Origin of the sequence: Xanthobacter pseudotagetidis, assembly GCF_043194795.2 — a bacterium.
GTDB classification, from domain to species: domain Bacteria; phylum Pseudomonadota; class Alphaproteobacteria; order Rhizobiales; family Xanthobacteraceae; genus Xanthobacter; species Xanthobacter tagetidis_A.
Genome location: NZ_CM195534.1, coordinates 3,305,651 through 3,331,425 on the forward strand (window position 1 = coordinate 3,305,651; position 25,775 = coordinate 3,331,425).

Sequence of the window (25,775 nt, forward strand, 5' to 3'; positions counted from 1 at the left end):
CGCAGGACACGCCACGCCGCTACCTGCGTCAGGACAGGGCCGTTGCCCATTGCCGGCTCCGCCAATTCGTTTAGCTTAGCAATCTTCGCGGGCGATGCATGAAGGGGGGCAACCAGAGCGAGATGACGCTTGACGTCCCGACACTGTTCCTCACGGCCACCATATTGAGCCTGCTGGTGGGCGCCATGCAGGCGGTGGCCTGCGTGCGGGCGGAATCGGAGGCACTGTCCTACTGGGCCGGCGCCAGCCTGTGCTTCGGCTCCGGGTGCTTCCTCGTCTACCTGCGGGATACCCTGCCCCTTCCGATCTCCTCACTGCTCGGCAACGGGCTGATCTTCTTCGGTCTCGGCCTCGTCCTGTCCGGTGTCCGGGTATTCGACGGCCGCCCGGCGCACATACCGCTCGTCCTGGCGGCGACGGCTATCGGTACCGCCATGCTCGCCGCGACGTTCGCCTTTGGCGACCAGCTGTCGGCGCGCATCGCCATCGTCTCGCTGGTGGTGGCCCTGTGGGCCGGCGTCGGCAGCGCGACCCTGCTGCAGACCGAGGCGGGCGCGCCGCTGCTGTCCCGCATGGTGGCGACGGTGCTGCTGAGCAGCTTCGCCCTGCTCCATCTGGCGCGGAGCATCGGCGTCCTGAGCGGCCTGCTCTCGCCGGACGCGGCGATCCACGGCCGACCGCAGGCGATCATGCTTCTGCTTGCGATCTGCCTCGCGGTCGCGTGGGGCATGGGCTCGCTGTTCATGGTGCTCGACCGGCTCGCGTCCCACGATGCCCTTACGGGGCTCGTCAACCGCCGCATGACGCTACAGCGCGCGCGCCTGCTCCTGGAAGACGCCCTATCCAAGCGCCGGCCGCTCTCGGTGCTGATGGTGGACCTCGACCACTTCAAGTCAATCAACGACCGCTTCGGGCATCTGGTGGGCGACGCGGTGCTGCGCACATTCGCGCGGGGTGCGCGCGAGGCCTTGCGCGCCGGCGATTTCATCGGCCGCTACGGCGGCGAGGAATTCTGCGTGGTGCTGCCCGGAGCCCGGGCGGAGGTGGCGCGGAGCATCGCCGAGCGGCTGCGCGCCGTGGCCGAACGCGAGCTGCCGCTGGTGCAGGCCCAGGAGGGACCGGTGACCGTGACCATCGGCACGGCGAGCTACGATCCGGACGCGCACGGTTTCGTCGATGTGGAGGACCTGATCCAGCAGGCCGACCATGCGCTCTACGAGGGAAAGCGCCTCGGCCGGAACCGCGTGATCAGCTTCTCCCCGTCGGGCGAGCCGCTGTTCGAGGTCCGCGCCGCCCGCGCCTGACACGCCTATTCGGGCACCAGGCGCCCCTCGAAGACCACCATACCCGGCGCATCCCCCGCGCCCGCCCCGCGCGCAGGCTCGAGCGTGACCGCCACCGTCGCCGCACGCAGCATGCTCCGATCGGCGGCGCCAAGTTCCGGCGCGCGGACCGCAAGGCCCGACGAGAAGTGTCCGAGCGGCACCGCGCGCTCGCCCTTCGGCCGCAGCCAAAGCTGGTAGGCCATCCCCTCCGGCGGCGGCGGCGCGAAGGCGCGCACGAACAGGACCCCGCTTTCCGGATCGACCCGAACGACCACGGCTGGCGTCGACTGCGGCTGGAGCACGGCGACATAGTCTCCGTTCCGCGGCCAGATCCATTGCCGATAGGCGGTCAGCCCACCGAGCCCGATGGCAAAGATGGCGAAGATGGCCGCCACCGCGCGCCACAGGCCGGTTTCGGAAACGGACCGGCGCGCACGATCAGGGGGCGCAGATGGCGTCGGCGCAGCGAACGCGGCCACCTCGCTGACGGCCGCGCCGGCCTGCGGTTCCAGCTCCAAGGGCAGCGCCGGCTCGCTGACGGACGGCGCGGACGCGTCGCCGGGCGTGTCCAGAGCTGGGGTCGCGGGCTGCAGTTGCGGTGCGGCGGCGCCCGGGTCCGGCGGCTGGATTTCAGCCAGGGAGAGTTCCGCACCGGGCGGGTGCGGCGGGTCCGCGGCGGCGGGCTCCGCGCCGGAAGCGTCGGCGCACCCCGACAGCGCGGCGGCGAGCGGCATCGGCGCGCTCTCGTCCGGCGGCACCACCGATGCCGACGCTTCGGCGGCCGACGGCTCGGACGAAGACGGAACGGCCGGCACGTCGCCCTCCGGCGCCGCGTCCACGACCGCCGGAGCGAGAACGGCGGCGATCGAGCCGCGCGGCTCGGTGGCCGGCCGGGCCTCCTCCGTCGCTTCCGGCCCACCGGCCGCAAGGTCGGAGGCGGGCGGCGGCGGTGGCTCGGGCGCCGCTGGGGCGGCACGGCCCCAGCGCCCGGCGATGCGGCCGAGCAGCCCGATCCGGGCCGCGCGCAGCGGCTCCGGCGGCGCGTCGGCCGGGAATTCTGCCGGTGCCGCGGACGACGGCGCGACCAGGCGGACCAGTGGCGCGGCCGCCAGTTCCGCCGTCGCGCCCGGAACGTCCGGGGACGCCTCGGGCTCGGGCAGCTGGCCGCGGATTTCCGCCTCCAGCTGGTCGAGGCCGGCGAGCAGGCCTTCCCATTCCGAGGCGATGGTCTCGCTCATGGCCCGAAGCGTCTCGGTGCGATCCGCCTGCGTCGGCGGCGCGGGAACGGCCGCGACCGCGGCGCGGCTGCCCGAGGCGGACATCACGGCCACCGAGGGTGGCCGCGATCCGCTTTGCCGCGCCGCGCCCGGCAGGGCGGGCGCAGGCGGCGGGAAAGCGGCGGGCCGGGCCGTGGCCCAAGGTGCCGGAGACCTCGGAGCCGCCCGAGGCCTGTCCGGCGATGGCGGCGCCCCCTCGTGCCCGGGCGCGGCGTCCTTCACCCGCTGCGGCGGCAGGGCGGCAAGGATCGTGCCCAGCAGCGCGGGCGGCGGCGCGACGGGCACCGAGAGCTCGTGCAGCGGCGCAAGACGCCGCTCCCACTTGCGCACCAGCCCGGCGAAGGCGGCGTCGGCGCGCAGGCGCTGGCGCACGGCCTCGCGCTCGGCCCCGTCCAGCGTGCCGACGACATATTCGGCGGCGAGCGCGCGATCCTGGTCGCTGGCCTTCGGCCTTACGGACGCCGGGTGAGGCACGTCGCGATCTCGCTGCTGCTGCGGGCGAGCCAGGCTCTCACCGTGGCCACGGGCGCATCGAAATAGACAGAGAGGGCTTCGCGGCTCCAGCCGTCGTAATAGGCCAGGAGCACCATGCGGCGCCGTTCCTCGGAAAGCGCGCCGAGGCAGCCCAAAAGGCGGGCCAAAGCGGAGCTGCGGTCCCGCCGCCGCAGCGGATCGACGGCGGCAGGCGGCACGTGAAACGGCTCAAAGGCAGCGGCTTCATCGTGGGCGCGGGCGATATCGAGCGCGCTCGCCCGGGCGATCGCGACCAGCCAGGAGACCGGCTCGTCTTCCGGCTGGTATTGCGTGGCCTGCGCGTGAATCCGCAGGAAGGCGAGCCGCATGGCCTCTTCGGCGCGGTCCGGCCGCCGCAGCAGGCGCAGGACGATGCCGTAGAGCCTTGTGCCCGACAGGCGATAGAGATCGGCCAAGGCGCGCCGGTCGTCCTCCGCGACCCGCACGATCAAATCTTGGACCTCGCGGGTGAGCGCCATGACGACCTCATGTTCCGTTGGTCGCCTGCAACCCTAACGGAGCCTCTGCCGTTTGTCGTCACACCGCAGGCCCGCCGAGGCCTGAAATCGCAAATTTCCCTTGCTGCGCCGCAACTTCGCTACGGCGATACCGACCAGCCCGACATCAGGGGCGAAGCGCCTCGGCGCTCCTCCAGGATGAACGGCGCGGACCCGCCTCCGCCTTGCCGGCGCGATCGAGCTCGCCGGCCGTCTCCACCAAGGCAAGGTCGGCCTCTGCCTCGGCCAGCGCCGCGCTCGCCTCCTCGCGCTGGGTCCTGAGCTCGCTCACCGAATGAGTCAGATTGTCGCGGCGGTTGCGGGCGGCCATGGCCAGCGGCGGGTAGGCGAAGTGCCGGGGGTCGGACATGCCGGAGCGGCGCTCCTCGGCGGCAATGTCACGATCGAGCTCCTGCGCCATGCGCTCGAACTCGCAGATCATCATGTCGATCTGCGCCAGGCGCCGGCGCTTGTCGTCGATCTGGAACCTCTTGGCGCGGATCAAAGGCTCTCGCGACTTCATCACCGTAAACTCCGGACACACACAGGATGAGAAGGCCGCGGCGCTCGCTTTGGACCCTCGACCCTCGGAGAATGTCCCATCGCGGTTGCCCGTTTCTTACCGTCGCCGGGCCGGCGAGAAGAAAATTGCCGGAACGTCCGCCGCGGCAACCAATCGTTTACCGCCTTCGTTAATCATGGCTGCAAGGGTCGGGTGACGCGGGCTGCGTCGCCCGTCCGGCGTCCGGGGGAACTCGGGCGGGGGCTGATCGCGTGGAGGGCGTGCGGAAAGACTTAAGTGCCTGGAACAGAGTCAGTCTTGACTCCCGTGCACAAGGATTTTCACGCACACCCTTGTGGAAGAGAATCTGTTTCTGTTAACGATTCTACAGACCTAACGCGAATCACCCGTCGCCCGAGCACGCGAAAGGCGGCCCAGGCCGTCTTTCGAGCAGTTGCGAGGAAAGGGATTGCCATGCGCGTCTTGCTCATCGAGGACGACAGTGCGACGGCCAAGGGCATCGAATTGATGCTGAAGACCGAGAGCTTTAACGTCTATACGACCAACCTCGGTGAGGAAGGCGTCGACCTCGGCAAGGTCTACGAATACGATATTATCCTTCTCGACCTCAACCTGCCGGACATGTCCGGCTTCGAGGTCCTGCGCTCGCTCAGGGTCGCGAAGGTGAAGACGCCGATCCTGATCCTGTCCGGCCTCGCCAACACCGAGGACAAGGTGAAGGGCTTCGGCTTCGGCGCCGACGACTATCTCACCAAGCCGTTCCACAAGGACGAGATGGTGGCGCGCATCCACGCCATCGTGCGGCGCTCCAAGGGCCATGCCCAGTCGGTGATCCAGACCGGCGACCTGGTCGTCAATCTCGACACAAAGACGGTCGAGGTCGAGAGCAACCGGGTGCACCTGACCGGCAAGGAATACCAGATGCTGGAGCTGCTCTCGCTCCGCAAGGGCACGACCCTCACCAAGGAGATGTTCCTCAACCATCTCTACGGCGGCATGGACGAGCCCGAGCTCAAGATCATCGACGTGTTCATCTGCAAGCTGCGCAAGAAGCTCGCGAACGCCTCCGCCGGCAAGAACTACATCGAGACCGTGTGGGGCCGCGGCTATGTGCTGCGCGAGCCGATGCCCGGCGCCGAGCGCATCGCCGTCTGAGCCGTCCCTACCTTCCCTCGCAAGCCAAGCTCGCCCCACCCGCATCGGGTGGGGCGCTTTTGTTTGGGCCGGCGCCGGGATCACCCGGCGGCCGGCTCGTCGGCTATTTGCCGCCGGCCTTCCCCTTCTCGGCCGCGGCAAGCCACGCCTTCATGAAGGCGATCTCCTCCTCCTGGGCCTTGATGACGGCCTCGGCGAGCTTGCGGATCTGCGGGTCCTTGCCGAAGGCGAGCTCGATCTTCGCCATGGCCACGGCCCCCTCGTGGTGGGGGATCATGCCGCGCACGAAGTCGATGTCGGCATCGCCCGAATAGGCGATGTCCATGTCGGCGTGCATGCGCGCGCCCGCCGCCTTGAAGGCAGCGGTGGACGGGCTGCCGGCCGGCGCCGCGGCAGCCGCGCCGTGAGCGTCGTGGCCCGGCATGGGCGACTGGGCGAAGGCTCCCGATAGGCCGATGGTGAGAGCGCCGGTAACTAGACAAGCGGCGGCGGCAAGGCGCGCCGAACGATTGGGCGACCGCATGGGTCTCTCCTGCAATGATGATGGATGGGCACTGAACGGCGCCTGAAGGCCGGCGCCGAAAGCCGTCAGGCCCGCATGCGCGGCGGCGGCAGAGCCACCTCTCCAGCATGGGCCGCCGGATCGGGCACGCGGCGCATGGCGACGCGCGCGATGCGGGCGGGCATTTCCAAGGGCGCCACGTGGAGCGGCGCCGCCATGTGGCAGACGGCCCCGCACGCCGGCATGCTGCAGCACGCCGGGCCGGCGTGGCTGCAATCGCCGGCTGAATCGCCCGCTGCTGCCGGACCCGTGGCCGGTGTGGTCTCGAACGATACGGAGGTGGACGTCGGCGCGGCCCTGGCTGCCAGCACCGCGGCGTGCGGCATCGGGGCCATCTCGTATGTGGCGGGAGCCGGACGTGCAGCGGCAGGGGCCTCGGCGAGGAGCTCGGCCGTCGCCGCCGCCTCGGGGTAGCCGCCATGGGCCGAAGCCGCTGCCGGCGCGGGGTGAAGCCCGGCCACAGCCACGACAAGGATCGCCACACGCCAGATCAGATTCATCGCATTCGTCCCGCCGCCCGGCCCCGTTCCGCCGGGGCGGCATCAGGCGGCCGTGAGCGTCACCATGTCGCCGTCCTGCACGAACCGCACGGTCATGCCGGACTCGCGCGCCAGCATGCCGGCATAATACGGCTGAACCACGTGCGCATCGAGGCCGCCGTCCGGCACCTGGCCGCCGATCAGCGATTCAGCCCCTTGGGGGATGCGCGCGCTGACGCCGGTCGCTTCGAGCCGGAAGCCCATGGCGTCACCCTCCCCCAGCGCCGAGACGATGATGGCGCCACCGCGCGGAATGGTGGTGGTGGAGAGCAGGACGAGGTTGAGCAGCAGCTTCACGCGGTTCTTCGGCAGCAGTTCGCGTGGCAGGCGCCAGTCCACGCTCGTGCGCTCGTCCTCGATCATCCCGCGCACCACCTGCTCGGCATCGCCCAGATCGAGGCGGGCGCCGGCCGAGCCCGCGGCGCCGAAGGCGAGGCGCGTGAACTGGAGCCGGGCCGAGGCCTGCCGGGAACTCTTGGCGATCAGATCGAGCGCCACCTCGCGCATATCGGCGGCGTCCTTGTCCTCCAGCACCTCGACCCCGTTCACCACCGCCCCGACCGGGCTGATGACGTCGTGGCAGACGCGCGAGCACAGGAGCGCGGCGAGATCGAGCGCGGAAACCTCGGGCGCGGTGCCGGCGGCTTTGGTGGACATGACGGCTCCCGCGTGGTGGTGGACCGGCGCGGCGCCCGGACCCGGCAGGGCCCGGCGCGCCCGCCCGAATCCTCATGGGCAAGGTCGGCTCTGATACAACGGAGCCGGTGCGGCAGCAAACCACCACCTTTGGTGGCCCAGGCCGCCGTCGACGCCACCGGGGAAGGGTGATAGGAGGCCCGCCATGATCGAGCCTCTCCCGTCGCCCCGCGCCCCCCTTCCCACGGATTCCCCGCTGCTGGCGGGCCTCGCCGCGGCCGCGCTGGACGCCGGCGTCGCCATCCGCCGCATCGAGGCGGAAGGCTTCACGGCCGAGGAGAAGGCCGACAAGAGCCCCGTCACCAAGGCCGACCGCGAGGCCGAGGCCATCATCTGCGCGCACCTCGCGCGGCTCGCGCCAGGTGTGCCGGTGATCGCCGAGGAGGCCATGTCGGCGGGCGCGCAGGTGGAGCCGGGCCCCCGCTTCTTCCTGGTGGACCCGCTGGACGGCACCCGCGAGTTCCTGTCCGGCAACGGCGAGTACACGGTGAACATCGCCCTGGTGGAGGACGGCCGGCCGGTGCTCGGCATCGTCTACGCGCCGGCGCTGGCGCTGCTCTTCGCCGGACGGCCGGGCGCCGCCTTCCGCGCCATCCGCGCGCCCGGCGCGCCGGTGGACGCGCAGGACTGGCAGCCCATCGGCTGCCGCCAGGTGCCGGACGGCCCGCTCTGCGTCGCCACCAGCCGCTCGCACGGCGACCCCGTGACGGACGCCTTCGTCGCCCGGCACGCGGTGGCCGAGATGATCCCCGCCGGCTCGGCGCTCAAGTTCGGCCTCGTGGCCGAGGGCAAGGTGGACCTCTATCCGCGCTTCGGCACCGTGATGGAATGGGACACCGCCGCCGGCCATGCCCTGGTGAGCGCCGCCGGTGGCGCGGTGACCCGGCCGGACGGCTCTGCCCTCACCTACGGCCACAAGGAATCCGGCTTCAAGGTAAATGGCTTCCTCGTCTGGGGCGCGGGCCGCGCGCCCGCCTGACATTGCGCGGCGGCACCCGGTTAAGGGAACGATAATCCGCATCGGCGATGGTGATTGCCGTGCGACAGGTCGGCAAAACCCGCGCGGCGCCTCACGGGCGTCACACTACGTGCCACAATGTTTCGCGATTCGGGGCGCGCTGCGATCCTGGGCAATGGGTCTGCCCGCCGCGCCGGTCCCCGCGTTCCCGCCGAAGCCCACCATTGGAGCCGCCATGCCCCTGGTCCCGAGCTTGCGCCAGTTCCGCCTGAGCCCCGCCACCCTGCTGGTGGCCCTCGGCCTCGTCCTCGCCGCCATCGGCCCGGCCTCGGCCCAGCAGCAGCCGACGCCGCAGACCTATTCCACCAACGAGCTGGTCAGCAAGGGGCATTCCTTCTTCGGCTCGATCTCCCGCGGGCTCGCGCTCTCGATCGAGAAGGCGGTGAGCCAGTGGGGACAGCCCAACGGCTACATCCTCGGCCAGGAAGGCGCGGGCGCCTTCATCGGCGGCCTGCGCTACGGCGAGGGTGTGCTCTACACCCGCAATGCCGGCGACCTGAAGGTCTACTGGCAGGGTCCGTCGGTGGGCTGGGATTTCGGCGGCGACGGCGCGCGCACCATGATCCTGGTCTACAATCTGCGCAGCGTGGACGACATCTTCCGCCGCTTCGGCGGCATTTCCGGCTCCGCCTATCTGGTGGCCGGCTTCGGCATGACGGCGCTGGGCGCCGACGGCATCGTCGTGGTGCCGATCCGCTCCGGCGTCGGCGTGCGCCTCGGCGCCAATCTGGGCTATCTGAAGTTCACCCCTACCCCCACCTGGAACCCTTTCTGAGCCAAGAGCGACCCGCCGCTCTGGCGGGCGCCCGCGCGCCGTGGCATGAAGGAGCCCTCGTGGAGCGATAAGGGCGCGTGCGCGGGTGATCGAGCAGATCCTGTATTTCCTTCTGGGTGTCCTTCTCGCGACGCTCGTGGCCCTGCTCGTGCTGCCGGCGGTCTGGCACCGCGCCGTGCGGCTGACGACGCGGCGCGTCGAGGCGGCGGTGCCCGTCTCCCTGTTCGAGATCCAGGCCGACAAGGACCAGCAGCGCGCCTTCTTCGCCCTCAGCCAGCGGCGGCTGGAACTGCAGGTGGACGAGCTGCGTGAAGCCATCGTCGCCCATGCCGCCACCATCGAAACCCAGCGCCAGCGCAATTTCGAGCTGGAGCAGACGGTTGCCGAGCTCAGCCAGACCAGCGACAGCGCGACCGCCATCGGCGCCGAGCGTGCGGTGCTCATCGGTGAGCTTCAGGATCAGGTGAGCGACCTGACGGCGCGCGGAGCCGCCCTGGACCAGGACCTGTCGGCGGCCCGCGAGGCCATTGCCGGACACGAGGCCGCGGCGGCGCAGCTGAATGCCCGCGTGGCCGAACTCACCCGGACCCTCGCCGACCGCGAGGCGAGCCTCTCCCTGGAGCGTGCGCGCGTCGCCGATCTCGAGGCGGAGGCAGCCCTCCTCACCACCAACCTCACCGCCACCACGCACCGCCTGGAGGCCACCACCGGCGCCCTGGAAACCGAGCGTGCAAGCGTCGCCCGGCTCTCCGCCGACCTGGAGCGGACACAGGCTGAACTCGCCGACGCACAGGCGTTGAGCGCCGCCCGGGGCGACGAGATCGCACGGCTTTCCGCCGAGCTGGAGCGCGCCACCGGCGAGCTTGCGGCGGCGCGCACCGACCTCGACGCCACGCGCTCGGTGATCCACGCCTTCGAGCACCGGCGCGCCAGCGAGTTCGCCGATGCCGAGGCGGAGACGCGCCGCATCGCCGCCGACCTCGACCGGCTGCGGGCCGACCATTCGCTCATGGCGGACGCGCTGGAACGGGCGCGCTCGGGTCCCGGCACCATCGAGGCCGCGCCCGTGCCGCCGGCCGACCTCGCTCCGGTCAAGGAGGCGCTGGCCGATCTCGCGGCGCGCCTCGTCGCCATGACAGCGCGCATGGAAGGGGCGGCATCGCCCGTTCCCGCCTTGGTGGCCACCGGAGACACGGGAGGATCGAGCCTCGCGGACCGCATCCGCGTCCTGCTCGCTGCCAATGGCACGGACAGTGCGGAGGCCCCCGCCGAAGCGGCGGACAGCCCGCAGATCGTCGCGGCCGCAGCGCCCGCACCCGCGCGCAAGCGCAAGGGCGCCTGATCGGCTGGAGCCGGCTCGAGAGCGCCCCCGGCTACAATTGGGTCAGCTCGGCAATGCGCTTGCGCATGGCGGACGGCAGCCCCGGAAACCGCTCGGGATCGACGAAATCGCGCTCGCGGTATGGAGGCCTGGACTTGGCGCCGCCGGCAAACACCTTTGCCCCGGTCGTGGTCATCACGATGTCGCCCCGCCGGAGCGTGGGGTCCTGCGTGATGTCCACATACTGCATGCCGCCCACCTTTCCGTCGGTGCAGGTGCAATCGGGCACGAGCCGCTCGCGATAGACGAAGGCGGTGGCGAGCGACGTGTAGGTCTTGCCCTTGGCGTTGACGGCACCGTCGATGGCCTTGTCCGAGGCATAGGTATAGTAGACGTCCATCTTGGCCGCCGGACAGAAGCTGCTGCATTGCGCCAGCGCCCCGCTTTCCCCATCGGTATCCGGGCGGCCCTGGAGCGGAAAATAGCGGCCGTCGCAGGTGCGCACGCAGAAGGCGTAGCTGCCGACGCCGCCGCGCGACGGTCCCTCGCCGAAGCCCTCTCCCGACCCCGATCGCCCGTCCGGCGTGATGGTAATGGAGGTGCGCCCCTGGTCGGAGGGCGGCACGCGCGGGCCGAACAACGCCGAAAAGAAATCCGTCGGCGGCGCATAAGCCCGGGCCGGCGGTGGGGACGGCGCCTGGCGCGCCGAGGGCGAGCGGACCGGCGCCTCCGGGAAGCTCGGCTTCGCACGGCCCGCCGCGGGCTCCCCCGAGCGGCGAAGCCATTCCTGCCGGTTGAACTCGAAGGCGCTTTCCTGCGCCACGGCGCTCGCCGCCCACCATGCGCATGCGGCGGTGGCGATCGCGACCGTCCTGAAATGCCCCATCCGCCCGGCTCCCTGACGACGCCGTTCGAAACGCCGACCTCAGGCGCGAGCCCGAAGCTGCGAAGTCACACCACCACAACCTTGTGACCGACGCGTCTCAGCTTGTCCACCTCGTCGGCACGCCGACCCAATCGGCCGCTCGCCGCCGATCCGCGCACGTGCGCTCATGCCAGGGCCGAGACATGGCTCGTTATGCCGGGCACGTGGACCGGCGGCGCATTGTGGGGCGCGATGAGCAGGGCGATGGCAGGAGTCGCCACCAGGACAGCGGCGAACAGGCACGCCACGAGGGAGATCAAGACCGATCCATGAGCCAGGCTGGGCATGGCACGAACCTCTGCGACTTACATCCTCCAGATTCGGCCACCGCTCCGAATGGAGACGTAAATAAAAAGTTAAATTCGCCCTCTGGTTCCCATGGTTCCGTTCACGGTTGCGCGAGCATGCAACAGAAAGGGCGGCGTCCATGGACGCCGCCCGCGCGACAGGGGCTGCCGAAATCCTTTGAGATTCTCAGCGCTTGCAGACCTGCACCCAGCGCCAGCCGCCATAAGGGCCGCGAACCTTGGACCAGTAGCACCAGGGATAGCGCGGCGCGCCCCAGCCGGCGGCGTAGCGGGGAACCACCACCGTTGCCCCGGGCTGCCAGTAGCAGCGATAGGGTCCGCACGCCCACCGCACCGGTTCGGCAGCGGCCGGCGCCGCCCGTTCGGCCGCCGCGGCGGTCCCCGGCGAGATGGGCGCGGCGACCGCTGCGCCGGCCCAGGCGAATCCGATGGCAACAGCCGCGGCTCCGAGCGCCGCGCGGACTGCATACATGCTCATGATGGCTTCTCCGCCAAGATATCGGACAGATGTGGATACCTTTACCGAGGTGTCGCGCCCGCATCGCCAACATTCGGCAGCGCGATTGCGCAATCACATCGTGGCGTTTTGGCGAGGCGAATGGGTCAGCGGCAAGCCGAGAATTGTAACGTTTCAAGACGTCGGCGCCCGGACGCGGCGAATTCTTGTTGCGGCAGAAGGCCATCGCCCTCGCCACCCGCGCCGGACTCAGGCGCGCCTGCCTTTCCACAGGGTTAAGGCCCGGTGAACGGCATGCCGCGATTGGGTGACGATGCCCAGTTGCGCGCAGACCGGGAACGCCCTGATATGCGGCGATGATCGACAAGCTCGAATACCTGATCGCCCTCGCCCGTGAGCGCCACTTCGGCCGCGCCGCCGAAGCCTGCGGCGTGACCCAGCCGACCCTGTCCGCCGGGGTCAAGCAGCTGGAGGACACGCTCGGCGTGCTGCTGGTGCAGCGCGGCTCCCGCTTCCTCGGCTTCACGCCCGAGGGCGAGCGCACGCTCGAATGGGCCCGCCGCATCGTCGCCGACCACCGCGCCATGCGCCAGGACATCGACGCCCTGAAGCGCGGCCTCTCCGGCCCGCTGCGCATCGCCGCCATCCCCACCGCCTTGCCCATGGTGGCTGCCCTGACGACGCCGTTCCGGGAGCGGCATCCGGACGTGCGCTTCACGGTCATCTCCCGGACCTCCATCGAGATCCTCAACCATCTGGAGAACCTGGAGATAGACGCCGGCCTCACCTATCTCGACAACGAGCCGCTGGGCAAGGTGAACACGGTGCCGCTCTACCGCGAGCGCTACCGCCTCGTGACCTCCGCCCGCGACCGCTTCGGCGACCGCGACCAGGTGAGCTGGGCCGAGGTGGCCGAGCTGCCGCTGGCGCTCCTCACCCCGGACATGCAGAACCGGCGCATCGTCGACAGCCTGCTCGCGGCCGCCGGAGGGCCGCCCAAGCCGACGCTCGAGTCCAACTCGATGATCGTCCTGTTCACCCATGTGCGCACCGGACACTGGGCGAGCGTGATGCCGGCGATGCTGGCCGATTCCCTGGGGCTGACCACGCTGGTGCGCTCGATCCCGATCGTGGAGCCGGACATCTCCCACTCCATCGGCCTCGTGGTCCCGCACCGCGAGCCGACCACTCCGATCACCGCGGCGCTGGTGGCGGAGGCGCGCCGCATCGCGCCAAAGCTTGAAGCCGCAACTCTCGCGGACCCGGCGATTGCCGCACTGCAGCAGTGATCTGTAAGCGGTATCTTGATCCGATACGACATAGAGAACAGCGATTGAAATACCCAGAATGACCCTAAACTACCCAAATTGTCGCACCTCAACCCTAAGAGACACGTGATCTCACCTCCTCCCTGCCATCGTTTTTGATAGAAATGTTCTATCGCAACATCCCACAGCTGGCTTGATTGGGCCTGCCGCTGTGCGAGACTTTTTTGAAACGATCACAAGAGGGAGCCTGTCGGCGCGGCTCCCGGTTTCAAAAGGGTGGAAGCGATGGCGGTCCATGAACCGTGGAGCACCGAGCGCGCGGCGCAGGTCATTCAGCAGCACCGCCATCTCGATGGCGCGGCGATGCCCATCCTCCACGCGCTCCAGGAAACCTTCGGCTTCGTCCCCGAGCCCGCCGTCCCCATGATCGCGGACAGCCTCAACCTGTCCCGAGCCGAGGTCTGGGGCGTCGTCACCTTCTATCACGACTTCCGCCGCGAGCCGGCCGGCCGCCACGTGGTGAAGCTGTGCGCCGCCGAGGCATGCCAGTCCATGGGCGCCACGGCGCTCGCTTCCTATGCGGAGGAGAAGCTCGGCGTCGCCATGGGCGAGACCTCGGCAGACGGGCGGGTGACGCTGGAGCCCATCTACTGCCTCGGCCTGTGCGCCTGCGCGCCCTCGGCGCTGGTGAACGGCCACCTCCTCGGCCGCCTCGACGAGGCCGCGATCGACGAGATCGCCCAAGAGGTCGCCCGCGACGGCGCGAAGGAGATGGCCCGGTGAAGACCCCCCGCATCTTCGTCCCCAACGACGCCACCGCCATCGCCTGCGGCGCCGACCGCATCTTCCGCAGGCTGGAGGACGCGCTGGCCGCGCGCGGCGTCACCTACGACATCGTCCGCAACGGCTCGCGCGGCCTGTTCTGGCTGGAGCCGCTGATCGAGATCGAGACCCCCGCCGGCCGCGTGGGCTATGGCCCGGTGAAGCCCTCCGATGTGGAGAGCCTGCTGGAGCACGGCTTCCTGGCCGGCGCGCCGCACCCGCTCTGCGTCGGGCTGGTGGAGGAGCTTGCCTACCTCAAGAAGCAGACGCGCCTCACCTTCGCCCGCTGCGGCATCATCGACCCGCTCTCGCTCGCCGACTACAAGGCCCATGGCGGCTACAAGGGCTTCGAGCGGGCGCTTGAGCTCGGTCCGGCGGCCACGGTGGAGGAAGTGTTCGAGAGCGGCCTGCGCGGGCGCGGCGGCGCGGGCTTTCCCACCGGCATCAAGTGGCGCACGGTGGCGGCTGCCTCGGCGGACCAGCGCTACATCGTCTGCAACGCCGACGAGGGCGACAGCGGCACCTTCGCCGACCGCCTGATCATGGAGGCGGACCCCTTCTGCCTGATCGAGGGCATGACCATCGCCGGCCTCGCCGTGGGGGCCACCAAGGGCTTCGTCTACTGCCGCTCGGAATATCCGCTCTCCTTCGTGGTCATGGAGAAGGCGATCGCCATCGCCCGCCAGGCGGGCCTGCTGGGCAGGAACATCGCCGGCTCGGGCATCGACTTCGACATGGAGATGCGCATGGGCGCCGGTGCCTATGTGTGCGGCGAGGAGACGGCGCTGCTCGACAGCCTGGAGGGCAAGCGCGGCGTGGTGCGCGCCAAGCCTCCGCTGCCGGCCCACAAGGGCCTGTTCGGCCAGCCCACCGTCATCAACAACCTGATCTCGCTCGCCACCGTGCCGGTGATCCTGGAGAAGGGCGCCAAGTTCTACAAGGACTTCGGCATGGGCCGCTCGCGCGGCACCATGCCGATCCAGCTCGCCGGCAACATCAGGCATGGCGGCCTGTTCGAGACCGCCTTCGGCATTCCGCTCGGCGAGCTCATCTACGATATCGGCGGCGGCACGGCTTCCGGCCGTCCGGTCAAGGCGGTGCAGGCGGGCGGCCCGCTCGGCGCCTATCTGCCGACCTCGCAGTTCGACACCCCGTTCGACTACGAGGCGTTCGCGGCCAGGGACGCACTGATCGGCCATGGCGGCATCGTGGTGTTCGACGACACCGCGGACATGGCGCACATGGCGAAGTTCGCCATGGAGTTCTGCGCCCACGAGAGCTGCGGCAAGTGCACGCCCTGCCGCATCGGCTCCACGCGCGGCGTCGAGACCCTCGACAAGGTGATCGCCGGCGAGCGGCGGGAGCAGAACCTCGTGGTGCTGCGCGACCTCTGCCAGACCATGAAGCTCGGCTCGCTGTGCGCGCTGGGCGGCTTCACCCCCTACCCGGTGCTGAGCGCCCTCAACCACTTCCCGGAAGACTTCGGCGCCGCGCCGAAGCTGCCGCAGGCGGCGGAGTGAGGACGATGGGCGCGACATCCGCCACCCCACACGGCGCATCCCCCTCTCCCCGATGGGGAGAGGGCTCTCGGTGCGCCAGCCCTTATTCCGCGCGCGCGGCGCGCCACCCCCTTTCCTGAGAGGAACGCCCCATGTCCCTCATCCACGAAACCGACTACGGCACGCCGGCCTCGAAATCCGAGAAGCGCGTCACCCTCACCATCGACGGCATGAGCGTCACGGTGCCCGAGGGCACCTCCATCATGCGCGCGGCCATGGAGGTGGGGAACCAGATCCCCAAGCTCTGCGCCACCGACACGCTGGACGCGTTCGGTTCCTGCCGCCTGTGCCTGGTGGAGATCGAGGGCCGTGGCGGCACCCCGGCTTCCTGCACCACGCCGGTGGCGGACGGCATCGTGGTGAAGACCCAGACCGAGCGCCTGAAGCAGATCCGGCGCGGGGTGATGGAACTCTACATCTCCGACCACCCGCTCGACTGCCTCACCTGCTCGGCCAATGGCGACTGTGAACTGCAGGACATGGCCGGCGTCGTCGGCCTGCGCGAGGTGCGCTACGGCTACGAGGGCGAGAACCACACCAAGCTCGGCAAGGACGAGAGCAACCCGTACTTCACCTACGAGCAGTCGAAGTGCATCGTCTGCAACCGCTGCGTCCGCGCGTGCGAGGAGGTGCAGGGCACGTTCGCGCTCACCATCTCCGGCCGCGGCTTCGGCTCGCGCGTGTCGCCGGGCATGAACGAGCCGTTCCTCTCCTCGGAGTGCGTCTCGTGCGGCGCCTGCGTCCAGGCCTGCCCCACGGCGACGCTCAACGAGAAGTCCATGCATCAGATCGGCACCCCCGAGCATTCGCTGGTGACGACGTGCGCCTATTGCGGCGTCGGCTGCACCTTCAAGGCGGAGATGCGCGGCGACGAGCTGGTGCGCATGGTGCCCTACAAGGACGGCAAGGCGAACCGCGGCCATTCCTGCGTGAAGGGCCGCTTCGCCTATGGATACACCACCCACAAGGACCGCATCCTCAAGCCCATGATCCGCTCGTCCATCGACGAGCCGTGGAAGGAGGTGAGCTACGAGGAGGCCATCGCCTATGCCGCCTCCGAGTTCAAGCGCATCCAGGAGAAGTACGGGCGCCGCGCGGTGGGCGGCATCACCTCCTCGCGCTGCACCAACGAGGAGACCTACCTGGTCCAGAAGCTGATCCGCGGCGGCTTCGGCAACAACAACGTGGACACCTGCGCCCGCGTCTGCCACTCGCCCACCGGCTACGGCCTGTCGCAGACCTTCGGCACCTCCGCCGGCACGCAGGACTTCGACAGCGTCGAGGAGAGCGACGTCATCCTCGTCATCGGCGCCAACCCCACCGACGGCCACCCGGTGTTCGGCTCGCGCATGAAGAAGCGGCTGCGCCAGGGCGCCAAGCTCATCGTCGTCGATCCGCGCCGCACCGATTCGGTGCGCTCGCCCCACATCGAGGCGGCCTTCCACCTGCCGCTGAAGCCGGGCACCAACGTCGCCATCGTCACCGCGCTGGCCCATGTGATCGTCACCGAAGGCCTCGTGAACGAGGCTTTCGTGCGCGAGCGCTGCGACTGGGACGAGTTCCAGGAATGGGCCGCCTTCGTCGCCGATGAGCGCCATTCGCCCGAGGCGGTCGCGAAGTACACCGGCGTCGATCCGGCCCTGGTGCGCGGCGCGGCGCGGCTCTACGCCACCGGCGGCAACGGCGCCATCTATTACGGCCTCGGCGTCACCGAGCATTCGCAGGGCTCGACCACGGTGATGGCGATCGCCAACCTCGCCATGGCCACCGGCAATATCGGCCGCCGCGGCGTGGGCGTGAATCCGCTGCGCGGCCAGAACAACGTCCAGGGCTCGTGCGACATGGGCTCGTTCCCGCACGAGCTGCCGGGCTACCGCCACATCTCGGACGACGCCACCCGCGCCTCGTTCGAGGCCATGTGGGGCGTGCACCTGGACGACGAGCCGGGCCTGCGCATCCCCAACATGTTCGATGCGGCGGTGGAGGGCACCTACAAGGGCATGTACGTGCAGGGCGAGGACATCCTGCAGTCCGATCCCGACACCAAGCACGTCTCGGCCGGCCTTGCCGCCCTCGAATGCCTGGTGGTGCAGGACCTGTTCCTGAACGAGACCGCCAACTACGCCCACGTCTTCCTGCCCGGCTCGACCTTCCTCGAGAAGGACGGCACCTTCACCAATGCCGAGCGCCGCATCCAGCGCGTGCGCAAGGTGATGGCGCCGAAGAACGGCTATGCGGACTGGGAGGTGACCCAGCTGCTCGCCAACGCGCTGGGCTTCCCCATGAATTACCAGCACCCCAGCGAGATCATGGACGAGATCGCCGCCCTCACGCCGACGTTCAAGGGCGTAAGCTACGCCAAGCTCGAGGAGATGGGCTCGGTGCAGTGGCCCTGCAACGACAAGGCGCCGGAAGGCACGCCGATCATGCATATCGGCGGCTTCGTGCGCGGCAAGGGCAAGTTCATCCTCACCGAATACGTCCCCACGGACGAGCGCACGGGGCCGCGCTTCCCGCTGCTGCTCACCACCGGGCGCATTCTGTCGCAGTACAATGTGGGCGCCCAGACCCGGCGCACCGCGAACACCGCCTGGCACCCGGAGGACGTCCTGGAGATCCACGCCCACGACGCCGAGAACCGGGGCATCCGCGACGGCGACTTCGTGAAGCTGGAGAGCCGCTCCGGCTCCACCTCGCTCAAGGCGGTGATCTCAGACCGGGTGTCGCCCGGCGTGGTCTACACCACCTTCCACCACCCGGTGACGCAGGCCAACGTGGTCACCACCGACTATTCCGACTGGGCCACCAACTGCCCGGAATACAAGGTGACGGCGGTGCAGGTCGCGCCCTCCAACGGGCCGACGCAATGGCAGGAGGAGTATGAGGACCTCTCGCGCAAGAGCCGTCGCATCGCGGCGGAGTGAGGCGGGATGGCAGCAGCGAGCGCCGAAATGCAGAGGCGCTCGCGACCCGTCGAAGGTCGGCATGGACTTTCGGCATGGATTTGGCACCGCCCTCCCCGTTCCCGTCCCTCTCCAGCAGGGGGAGCGGGGAGACGGCCAGGATCATCAGGCCCCGAGCCCCTTCCAAGGGGCGCGCGGCGCGCCCCTGTGCCACTCGCCATGGTGCCACTCGCCATGGCGCCACTCGGCATAGTGACACGCGGCACGGTGAACTTTTGATACATTCGCCGACGATGAGCCCCCAGCGACCCGACGCCATGACCGAAACGCCCGCCTGCCCCGTGCCCGACGATCTCCCCGCGCCCCCGCCGGCGCGGCGGGTGGCGCGCGCGCAGGTGCGCGACGGCGTGGTGTCGGATGGTGTCCGCGCGGTGCCGGAGGAGACGCCGGTCGCCCTCACCTATAACGGCACCACCCACGCGGTGATGATGGCGAGCCCCACCGACATCGCGGACTTCGCGCTCGGCTTCTCGCTCACCGAGGGCATCGTCGCCGCGGCGGCGGAGATCGAGAGCCTCGACGTGATCGTGGCGGGCGACGGCATCGAGGCGCGCATGTGGATCGCGCCCGAGAAGGTGGCGCGCCTCGCCGCCCGCCGCCGGGCGCTCGCCGGCCCCACCGGCTGCGGCCTGTGCGGGGTGGAGAGCCTCGCCGAGGCGGTGAAGCCGGCCGCCCGCGTCACCGCCGCGAGGCGCTTTCCGGCTGCCGACATCCTCGGCGCCATGGCTGCGCTTGCCCCTGCGCAGGTGCTCAACCACGAGACCCGGGCGGTGCACGGCGCGGCCTATTTCGAGCCCGGCGCCGGCCTCGTCGCGCTGGCCGAGGACGTGGGCCGCCACAATGCCCTCGACAAGCTGGTGGGCAAGGCCTCCCGGCTCGGGCTTAACCCGGCCGAGGGCCTGCTGCTGCTCACGAGCCGCGTCTCCATCGAGATGGTGCAGAAGGCCTGCGTGCTGGGAACGGGCGTGATCGCCGCGGTTTCCGCGCCCACCTCGCTCGCCATCCGCACCGCCGAAGCGGCGGGCATCACGCTCTGCGCGGTGGTGCGCGCCGACGGCTTCGAGATCTTCACCCATCCCGAGCGCATCGCGCGCGCAGGACAGCCAGAGCGGGCCACCCATGTCGCATAGCACCGAGGACAAGCTGGTCTACATGGCCAACCAGATCGCCACCGCCTTCGGGCAGCTGAAGCATGAGGAGGCCGTGGCGCAGACGCGCACGCACATCGCCAAGTTCTGGGATCCGCGCATGCGCGCCAAGATCGCCGACCACGTGGCCCACGGCGGCGAGGGGCTGTCGGCGATCGCCAAGCAGGCGCTGGAAGGCCTGCCTCCGGTGAAGGCGGCCTGAGGCGGCGCTACACCAGCTCGGGCGGCTAGAGAGCGCAGGCCATGGCGCCCTGCTCCACCTGGATCGCCGGATGGCCGATGCCGAAGCGTGCCTTCAGCCCCGCCGCGATCTGCGTCAGGAGGGCGTCGTCGGCGCCCGCGCCGGGCCGCACCAGATGGACGGTCAGCGCCACCTCGGTGGTGGAGAGTGCCCAGATGTGCAGGTCGTGGAGGCCGGTGACGCCCGGCTGGGCGGCGAGAAAGGCCTCCACCTCCGCCGGATCGATATGGGCCGGCACCATGTCCATGGCGAGGTTGACGCTGTCGCGCAGCAACCCCCAGGTGCCGGCGACGATGGCGAGGGCGATGGCGATGGACACCGCCGGGTCGAGCCACAGCCAGCCGGTGAGCGCGATCACCGCCGCCGCCACCACCACGCCGAGCGAGATGGCGGCGTCCGCCACCATGTGAACGAAGGCGCCGCGCACGTTGAGGTCGCGCTTTCGGTCCGCCATGAACAGGAGCGCGGTGCCGAAGTTCACGCCGATGCCCACCAGCGCCACCACCATGACAACGCCGGTGGCGACCGGCTCGGGATCGCCGAGGCGCGATACCGCCTCCCACAGGATGCCGCCGGTGCCCACCAGCAGCAGCACCGCATTGGCGAGCGCGGCGAGGATCGAGGAGCGCCCATAGCCGTATGTACGCCTCTGCGTCGGCGCGCGGCGCGCGAGCCAGGCGGCGCCCCAGGCCAGCAGCAGGCCGAGCACGTCGGACAGATTGTGGCCGGCATCCGCCACCAGCGCGAGCGATCCGGAGAGGATGCCGAAGACGGCCTCCACCACCACGAAGGCGAAGTTCGCCGACGCGCCGATGGCGAAGGCCCGCAGCGAAGACGGCACCGCATGGCCGTGAGACGAGTGGTCGTGGGACGTGTGGTCGTGGGACGTGTGGTCATGGCCGCCGGAGCGGGTCTGACCAGCATCGGCGTGGCCGCGATGGCCCTCGTCGCCGGCGTCGTGGTCCTTGCCCTGCTCCGCCATGATGCATCCCCGCACGCCGTGCCCGCAGCAGGGAGATAGCACGTCCCGTCCGACAATGGCGCGACCGGGCAGAAGGGCGGGCATCGCCCTACGCCAACCGTCCCCCGCCTGCTCCGCCCCGCTGCGCGATGGCCGACAGGCGGCCGCCGGGCGGGATCGCCCCGCCGGGCGCCGGGAACCGAGCCTATTCCAGGTCGGCGTCGAGAATGGCCATCTGGAAATTGTAGGAGAGGTCGCCGTCCTCCTCATCCTTGAAGAGCACGCCGATGAACTCCTCGCCGAGATAGACCTCGGCACTGTCCTTCTTCTTCGGGCGCGCCGTCACCTTGATCTGCGGATTGCCGAACAGGGTCCGCAGGTAACGCTGCACGCGCTCGAGTTCCGTCTTGTCCAAATCGCTTCCTCCTGGAAAGGGCAGGCCCGCCTTGTGGCGGCCCGGCGCGCCCGGTTCAAGGGCCGGGGCGCAAATTCGGTCAGATATCCGCGCCGGCGAAGATGTTGTCCTCGAACATCTGGTCCATGGAGCGCGCCGGCTCGGCACAGCCGGCCTCGCCCACCACCTTGGCCGGGATGCCGGCCACCGTGGTGTTGCGCGGCACCGGCTTCAGCACCACGGAACCGGCGGCGACGCGGGCGCAGCGGCCCACCTCGATATTGCCGAGCACCTTGGCACCGGCGCCGATCAGCACGCCGCGACGGATCTTGGGATGGCGGTCGCCGCTCTCCTTGCCGGTGCCCCCCAGGGTCACGCCCTGGAGGATCGACACGTCGTCCTCGATCACGCTGGTGGCGCCGATGACGATGCCCGTGGCGTGGTCGAAGAAGATGCCGCGCCCCATGGGCACCGCCGGGTGGATGTCCACCGCATACACCGCCGAGGCCCGGCTCTGGAGATAGAGCGCGAAGTTCTGCTGGCCGTGGGTCCACAGCCAGTGGGCGAGGCGGTGGGTCTGGATCGCGTGGAAGCCCTTGAAATAGAGCACCGGCTCCAGCGTGCGGGTGGCCGCCGGGTCGCGGTCCACCACCGCCATGATGTCGGCGCGCAGGGCCTGGGCGATGGTCTTGTCGTCGCTCGTCGCCTCGAAATAGGCGGCGCGGATGGCCGAACCCGGAATGTCCGGATGATCGAGACGGGCAGCGATGCGCTCGCCGATCACCGCCTCAAGGCTCGGCTGGCCGAGAATTGCGCCGGTGAGGAAGCTCGCCATCAGCGGCTCGCGGCCCATGGCCTCCTCGGCCTCGTTGCGCAGCCGCGCCCAGACGGGATCGACGACCTCGTGCCAGCGCTCGGTCCCGGTGCGCGTCAGGCGCGGGCCGGACGGCTCCGGCGCAGGCAGCACGGTCATGGGAGTCTGCGGCATCTCTGCCTCCTCGGATGAAACGACTTGCCCTCGTTCTAGCACAAGCGCGGCGCCGTGCGCAGGTTCCCCGCGGCGGCGCGGCCTCGATCACGGGCCGGCGGTCTATCAGCCAACTCGCCGCCGTCATGCCCCGGCTTGTCCGGGGCATCCACCCCGCCGGCCCGCCAGCGCATCAAGAACCTGTCGCCAGCGCGGCCCTGGCGTGGATCCCCCGGACAAGCCGGGGATGACGCAGCATCCGTTCCATCGAGCCGAGCCGCTCGAACCCGCCCCCTCGCGACTGCCGGCTCAGGGCCGGCGCGCAAGAAAATCGAGCACACCTTGCTTGAACACCTTGTCGCCCACCGCCGGATTGTGGTCGCGGTTCGGAATGTCGAGCGCCACCGCATCCGGCATCAGCGCTGCGAGCTTGTGGGCATCGCCCGCCACCTTGTCGCGGGTGCCCACCGCCACCAGCACCGGCTGGTAGATGCGCGCCACCTCCTCGGGAGAGAGCACCTGGCGCGAGCCGCGGATGCAGGCCGCGAGCGCCTTGAGGTCCTGCCTGTTGGCGTCGGCGAAGGAGCGGAACATCCGCCCCATGGGGTCGGGGACGTCGTCGAGGCTCGGCGCCTCCATGGCGTCGGCGATGGACTGCGGCAGGCCGACGCCCTCCACCAGATGATAGCCGAGCCCGCCCATCACCAGCGAGCGCACCTCCAGCGGGAAGTGCAGCGCCATCTGCGCCCCCACCCGCGCGCCCATGGAATAGCCGATGACGTCGGCGCGCGGAATGCCGAGGTAGTCCAGCAGGTTCTTGGCGTCCTCCGCCATCAGACGGGTGTCGTAGAGCGCCGGGTCGTAGACCTTGCCCGAGGCGCCGTGGCCGCGGTGGTCGAAGGCGATGGCGCGGTACCCGGCATCCACCAGCGTGCGCATCCAGGAGGGACCGACCCAGTTGATCTCCTTGTTGGAGGCGAAGCCGTGGATCAGGAGCACCGGATCGCCGGCGCCTTCCTCGATATAGGCGATGTCGATTCCGTCGGAGGTGAAGTGGGGCATGGCGGACCTTCTCGGGCGGCGCAATGGCGGCGCAGGCGGGCGCCGAACTTAGAGCGCGTGCCAACGAAATTGAATCAGATTTGATCGGGGAAACGCCCGCGCGGCCGTGGGTAGAGGACGCGCTTGCCGATCTGCACCCGCGCCGCGCCGGACGGCGCGCGCACCGGCCGCACGCCGTCCCGGCGCGCGCCATCATCCGGGACTGCCGGTTGCCGGGGATCGTGCTGGCGGAATTCTTCGCTCGCCCCCTCGGCCGGCGCCTGCGCAAGCACCATGGCCTCTCGGGCGGCGGCGGCGAAGCGCTCGGCCTCGGCGCCACCGGCCGCCTCCGGCGCCGGCCGGCGTGCCAGAAGGCGCGGCTCCTCGGGAAGGGCGAGGCAGACGGGCGCCTCCTGACGCCGCCACCAGCAGCCGCGGCCATCCGGCGCGTTGTCCTTGCGATGGCGGTGCCGACCCCTGCGCCCGCCCCAGGTGGCGCGGGCGCACGAGACGCAGAAGGCGTTGAACGAGGAGACGAGGAGATAGACGTAGACCGCAGCAACGAACACCCACCACACCAGCTTGAGCAGCGCGCCGGTGATGAGGATCGCGCCGCGCCCCAGCGTCTTCAGGATGGCGAGCGTCTGCGGGCCCTTGGTATCGGCGAGCCGCGCCACCCGCCGAAGGTCGTTGCCGTTGTCGGCGATCCTGAGGCCTTCCAGCGCCGCGCGGGTGCCAGCCTTGGACTGGACCACCGCCACGTCGTCCAGCATCCGGGTCAGCGAGGCGAGGCGGTCGGAGCGCACCACGCCCTTCAGCGCCGGCCCGTCCATCGCGCCGGGCGCCTTCAGGAGCCGCCGCAACGCCACGAAATCGACGCTCTGGCGCACCGCGCGCATCAGGGTGCGGCCCAAGGCGGCGGAAAGCTTGCCGGTGCGCTTGGCCACCTTCACCAAGGTGATGCCGACCCGCACGGGCAGGCTCGCGCCCACGGTGGCATAGGTGCCGGCGGTGACCGCGATGCCGACAGCGGACAGGCCAAGGATGAGTTCGTCCGCATCCTCGCCCTGCGCCAGCTTCCAGCTCTCGCGGGTGGCATCGCGGATGTCCCCCCACACCATGAGGTCGCCGGTGGCGGCCCCGGCGAGGCCGGCGAGATCCGTGGGCTCGCCGGTGATGAAGCCCATGCCGAACTCCTTGGCGCCCCTGAGCGTGCTCGCGAGCGCGCCGTTCGCCGCCGTGACGCGCTCCCGCACGGCGGGAGCGACAGCGATCTTGCGGGCATCGGCGAGCGCGACGAAGGAATTGGCCAAGGCGACATCGTCGGCCGCAAGCGCGCTCTCGATCTCCCGGGCCACGCGCGCGGCGTCGAGATCGGCGAGGCCGAAATCGGCGATGGCAGCGGGATCGTCGCGCGCCTCCACGAGACGCACGCTCTGCTTCGCCACCGGCACCAGCCAGGGCGAAAAGCCCACCAGGGCCGCCAGAACCGTGAACAACGCGAAGATGCGGGCCATCTGCCTCAATCATCCGATCCCGAACCCGGCGACCTGTGCCGCGATCGTGTATTCGCCCCCCGCGACGTCCCCGTCTGCCTGCGCTAGACTGGAACAAAGGTCAGAAGCCGCATCCGGGCCGGCTAGATACTTAGGGTTTCTGCCGGCAGGCACAAGCGGTCGCGTGCCAATGTTGGAGGAGCGCCATGGTCCCTTCCACCGTCCACCCGGCCTATGCGCGGCCGGAGACCGCCTTCGGCGGCGTCGCGCTGCGCGTGCGGCGCATATCTCCCGCGGACCTCGCCGATTGCCTGAAGGCGGGGCTGTCCGATTTCCTGCGCCATCCGAGCCAGCTGATCTTCCTGGCGCTCATCTATCCCATCGTCGGGCTGTTCCTCGCCCGGCTGTCCTTCGGCCAGGACGTGCTGCCGCTGCTGTTCCCGCTGGTGGCCGGCTTCGCTCTGCTCGGGCCGCTCACCGCCGTCGGCCTCTACGAGATGAGCCGGCGCCGGGAGGAGGGGCTGCCGGCGGGATGGGATCATGCCTTCGCGCTCGCCCACTCGCCGGCGATCCTTTCCATCGCCGTGATCGGCTGCGTGTTGCTCGCCACCTTCCTGATGTGGCTGGTGGCCGCGCTGGTGATCTACGAGGCGACGCTTGGCAGCTACGTGCCCGCCTCGCTCACCGCGTTCGCCAGGGAAATCTTCGAGACGCGCGAAGGCTGGAGGCTCATTGTCCTCGGCAACGGCGTGGGGCTCGGCTTCGCGGTGTTCGCCATGTGCCTGTCCGTGGTGTCGCTGCCGCTGCTGGTGGACCGCGACGTGAGCACAGCCACGGCGGTGCGCACCTCGTTCTCGGCGGTCAAGAACAATCCGGTGGTGATGGCGCTGTGGGGCCTGATCGTGGCCGCCCTGCTGGCGCTGGGCGCCCTGCCCTTCTTCGTCGGGCTGGCGGTGGTGCTGCCGATCCTCGGCCACGCCACCTGGCACCTCTACCGGCGCCTCGTGGTGTGAGGCGTTGCCCG

At 70.1% G+C, this 25,775-nt stretch carries 26 protein-coding genes; 12 read left to right on the forward strand and 14 right to left on the reverse strand.

What is annotated here, in order from left to right; translation table 11 throughout:
- Window positions 1-122: 122 nt before the first annotated feature.
- On the forward strand, window positions 123-1,304 hold the full coding sequence (locus tag V5F67_RS15130; RefSeq protein WP_394016977.1) for a GGDEF domain-containing protein: 1,182 nt from the start codon (window positions 123-125) through the stop codon (window positions 1,302-1,304).
- Between the two features lie 5 nt (window positions 1,305-1,309).
- Here V5F67_RS15130 and V5F67_RS15135 read toward each other — a convergent pair whose 3' ends face one another.
- The 3 genes from V5F67_RS15135 to V5F67_RS15145 form a co-directional block, all read right to left on the reverse strand.
- The gene (locus tag V5F67_RS15135; protein ID WP_394016976.1) at window positions 1,310-3,076 is read right to left on the reverse strand and encodes an anti-sigma factor domain-containing protein; all 1,767 of its coding nucleotides are present in this window, start codon (window positions 3,074-3,076) and stop codon (window positions 1,310-1,312) included.
- Entirely contained in the window at window positions 3,055-3,594 is a 540-nt protein-coding gene (locus V5F67_RS15140; protein ID WP_394016975.1) for a sigma factor-like helix-turn-helix DNA-binding protein, read from the reverse strand. Before V5F67_RS15140 ends, V5F67_RS15135 begins: the two co-directional genes overlap by 22 nt.
- A gap of 145 nt (window positions 3,595-3,739) precedes the next feature.
- Entirely contained in the window at window positions 3,740-4,135 is a 396-nt protein-coding gene (locus tag V5F67_RS15145) for a flagellar export protein FliJ (RefSeq protein ID WP_394016974.1), read from the reverse strand.
- A gap of 453 nt (window positions 4,136-4,588) precedes the next feature.
- Here V5F67_RS15145 and ctrA point away from each other — a divergent pair, with 453 nt between their 5' ends.
- Window positions 4,589-5,290: a response regulator transcription factor CtrA gene (gene ctrA / locus V5F67_RS15150; RefSeq protein WP_394016973.1), complete on the forward strand. Its 702-nt coding sequence runs from the start codon at window positions 4,589-4,591 to the stop codon at window positions 5,288-5,290.
- 103 nt (window positions 5,291-5,393) lie between these two features.
- Here ctrA and copM read toward each other — a convergent pair whose 3' ends face one another.
- The 3 genes from copM to chpT all read right to left on the reverse strand — a co-directional run bounded on the left by copM (window position 5,394) and on the right by chpT (window position 7,048).
- A complete protein-coding gene (gene copM, locus V5F67_RS15155; RefSeq protein WP_394016972.1) occupies window positions 5,394-5,813 on the reverse strand; it encodes a CopM family metallochaperone in 420 nt (139 codons plus the stop codon).
- Window positions 5,814-5,878: 65 nt separating this feature from the next.
- Window positions 5,879-6,352 carry a hypothetical protein gene (locus tag V5F67_RS15160; protein WP_394016971.1) on the reverse strand — a complete coding sequence of 158 codons (474 nt, stop codon included), beginning with the start codon at window positions 6,350-6,352 and terminating at the stop codon, window positions 5,879-5,881.
- Between the two features lie 42 nt (window positions 6,353-6,394).
- Window positions 6,395-7,048: a histidine phosphotransferase ChpT gene (gene chpT, locus V5F67_RS15165; RefSeq protein WP_394016970.1), complete on the reverse strand. Its 654-nt coding sequence runs from the start codon at window positions 7,046-7,048 to the stop codon at window positions 6,395-6,397.
- 235 nt (window positions 7,049-7,283) lie between these two features.
- Between chpT and cysQ the strand changes: the two genes are divergently transcribed.
- From cysQ to V5F67_RS15180, 3 genes are all read left to right on the forward strand, one after another.
- Window positions 7,284-8,066, forward strand: a complete 783-nt coding sequence (gene cysQ, locus V5F67_RS15170; protein WP_394017796.1) for a 3'(2'),5'-bisphosphate nucleotidase CysQ — start codon at window positions 7,284-7,286, stop codon at window positions 8,064-8,066.
- A gap of 214 nt (window positions 8,067-8,280) precedes the next feature.
- Window positions 8,281-8,880 (forward strand): DUF1134 domain-containing protein, encoded by a 600-nt coding sequence (locus V5F67_RS15175; protein WP_394016969.1) that lies wholly within the window; start codon window positions 8,281-8,283, stop codon window positions 8,878-8,880.
- 85 nt (window positions 8,881-8,965) lie between these two features.
- Entirely contained in the window at window positions 8,966-10,222 is a 1,257-nt protein-coding gene (locus V5F67_RS15180) for a coiled-coil domain-containing protein (RefSeq protein WP_394016968.1), read from the forward strand.
- A gap of 31 nt (window positions 10,223-10,253) precedes the next feature.
- On the opposite strand, the gene V5F67_RS15185 is transcribed toward V5F67_RS15180, so the two are convergent.
- From V5F67_RS15185 to V5F67_RS15195, 3 genes are all read right to left on the reverse strand, one after another.
- A complete protein-coding gene (locus V5F67_RS15185; RefSeq protein ID WP_394016967.1) occupies window positions 10,254-11,087 on the reverse strand; it encodes a DUF2865 domain-containing protein in 834 nt (277 codons plus the stop codon).
- A gap of 164 nt (window positions 11,088-11,251) precedes the next feature.
- Window positions 11,252-11,413 (reverse strand): hypothetical protein, encoded by a 162-nt coding sequence (locus V5F67_RS15190; RefSeq protein ID WP_394016966.1) that lies wholly within the window; start codon window positions 11,411-11,413, stop codon window positions 11,252-11,254.
- Between the two features lie 187 nt (window positions 11,414-11,600).
- Window positions 11,601-11,912: a hypothetical protein gene (locus V5F67_RS15195; RefSeq protein WP_394016965.1), complete on the reverse strand. Its 312-nt coding sequence runs from the start codon at window positions 11,910-11,912 to the stop codon at window positions 11,601-11,603.
- A gap of 335 nt (window positions 11,913-12,247) precedes the next feature.
- Here V5F67_RS15195 and V5F67_RS15200 point away from each other — a divergent pair, with 335 nt between their 5' ends.
- The 6 genes from V5F67_RS15200 (at window position 12,248) to V5F67_RS15225 (ending at window position 19,853) form a co-directional block, all read left to right on the forward strand.
- Window positions 12,248-13,180, forward strand: coding sequence for a LysR family transcriptional regulator (locus tag V5F67_RS15200; protein WP_394016964.1), 933 nt, complete (start codon window positions 12,248-12,250; stop codon window positions 13,178-13,180).
- Window positions 13,181-13,444: 264 nt separating this feature from the next.
- Window positions 13,445-13,942, forward strand: a complete 498-nt coding sequence (locus V5F67_RS15205) for a formate dehydrogenase subunit gamma (protein WP_394016963.1) — start codon at window positions 13,445-13,447, stop codon at window positions 13,940-13,942.
- Window positions 13,939-15,501, forward strand: a complete 1,563-nt coding sequence (locus tag V5F67_RS15210; protein ID WP_394016962.1) for a formate dehydrogenase beta subunit — start codon at window positions 13,939-13,941, stop codon at window positions 15,499-15,501. The genes V5F67_RS15205 and V5F67_RS15210 overlap by 4 nt, the downstream gene beginning before the upstream one ends.
- Window positions 15,502-15,632: 131 nt before the next feature.
- On the forward strand, window positions 15,633-18,464 hold the full coding sequence (gene fdhF / locus V5F67_RS15215; protein WP_394016961.1) for a formate dehydrogenase subunit alpha: 2,832 nt from the start codon (window positions 15,633-15,635) through the stop codon (window positions 18,462-18,464).
- A 296-nt stretch (window positions 18,465-18,760) separates the two neighbouring features.
- Entirely contained in the window at window positions 18,761-19,633 is an 873-nt protein-coding gene (fdhD, locus tag V5F67_RS15220; RefSeq protein WP_394016960.1) for a formate dehydrogenase accessory sulfurtransferase FdhD, read from the forward strand.
- The gene (locus V5F67_RS15225) at window positions 19,623-19,853 is read left to right on the forward strand and encodes a formate dehydrogenase subunit delta (RefSeq protein WP_394016959.1); all 231 of its coding nucleotides are present in this window, start codon (window positions 19,623-19,625) and stop codon (window positions 19,851-19,853) included. The genes fdhD and V5F67_RS15225 overlap by 11 nt, the downstream gene beginning before the upstream one ends.
- Window positions 19,854-19,878: 25 nt before the next feature.
- On the opposite strand, the gene V5F67_RS15230 is transcribed toward V5F67_RS15225, so the two are convergent.
- The 5 genes from V5F67_RS15230 to V5F67_RS15250 form a co-directional block, all read right to left on the reverse strand.
- Entirely contained in the window at window positions 19,879-20,874 is a 996-nt protein-coding gene (locus tag V5F67_RS15230; RefSeq protein WP_394016958.1) for a cation diffusion facilitator family transporter, read from the reverse strand.
- A gap of 184 nt (window positions 20,875-21,058) precedes the next feature.
- Window positions 21,059-21,268, reverse strand: coding sequence for a DUF3126 family protein (locus V5F67_RS15235; protein WP_121624925.1), 210 nt, complete (start codon window positions 21,266-21,268; stop codon window positions 21,059-21,061).
- Between the two features lie 79 nt (window positions 21,269-21,347).
- A complete protein-coding gene (gene cysE, locus V5F67_RS15240; RefSeq protein WP_394017795.1) occupies window positions 21,348-22,220 on the reverse strand; it encodes a serine O-acetyltransferase in 873 nt (290 codons plus the stop codon).
- A gap of 303 nt (window positions 22,221-22,523) precedes the next feature.
- Window positions 22,524-23,276 (reverse strand): alpha/beta fold hydrolase, encoded by a 753-nt coding sequence (locus V5F67_RS15245; RefSeq protein ID WP_394016957.1) that lies wholly within the window; start codon window positions 23,274-23,276, stop codon window positions 22,524-22,526.
- Window positions 23,277-23,350: 74 nt separating this feature from the next.
- Window positions 23,351-24,772 (reverse strand): hypothetical protein, encoded by a 1,422-nt coding sequence (locus V5F67_RS15250; protein ID WP_394016956.1) that lies wholly within the window; start codon window positions 24,770-24,772, stop codon window positions 23,351-23,353.
- Between the two features lie 185 nt (window positions 24,773-24,957).
- Here V5F67_RS15250 and V5F67_RS15255 point away from each other — a divergent pair, with 185 nt between their 5' ends.
- Window positions 24,958-25,764 (forward strand): DUF2189 domain-containing protein, encoded by an 807-nt coding sequence (locus V5F67_RS15255; protein ID WP_394016955.1) that lies wholly within the window; start codon window positions 24,958-24,960, stop codon window positions 25,762-25,764.
- The last annotated feature ends 11 nt before the right edge of the window (window positions 25,765-25,775 follow it).